This is a genomic window from Flavobacterium lacisediminis, from assembly GCF_025909975.1.
GTDB lineage: Bacteria > Bacteroidota > Bacteroidia > Flavobacteriales > Flavobacteriaceae > Flavobacterium > Flavobacterium lacisediminis.
The window spans coordinates 1-401 of sequence record NZ_JAPCIO010000032.1 but is presented as its reverse complement, the minus strand read 5'-3'; the positions used below and the strand labels follow the sequence as shown (position 1 = coordinate 401).

1 protein-coding gene is annotated in these 401 nt (G+C 29.2%); it reads left to right on the top strand.

From position 1 onward, the window contains the following. On the top strand, positions 1 to 401 hold a 401-nt coding region (locus tag OJ995_RS13540), incomplete at both ends, for a recombinase family protein (RefSeq protein WP_264369918.1).

The window sequence follows — 401 nt, the reverse complement described above, 5'->3', positions numbered from 1 at the left end:
AGAATGGCTCCTTTAGGATACAAGAATTCTAGAGATGAGAATAACAAACCAATTGTTCTTGTGGGTCATAATGCCAATTTAATCCAAAATGCTTTTAAAGAATTTAGCGAAGGTAAACCACAGAGTGACATTATAAGAGATTTAAGAAAAAAAGGAATTAAAGTAAGTAGAAGCAATATGTCTAAATTACTAAGAAACCCATTTTATATGGGTAAAATAATTATTCCAAAACTAGGAGAAGAACCTACTCAAATTATTAACGGTATTCATGAAGCAATTGTATCTGATAATTTGTTCTTTAAAGTACAAGATGTATTAAATGGCGTTAAATCAAATAAGAAAGAAGGATATTCCTTTCAAAGAGAAGAATTTCCTTTAAGAGGTATTCTTTTTTGCTCTTC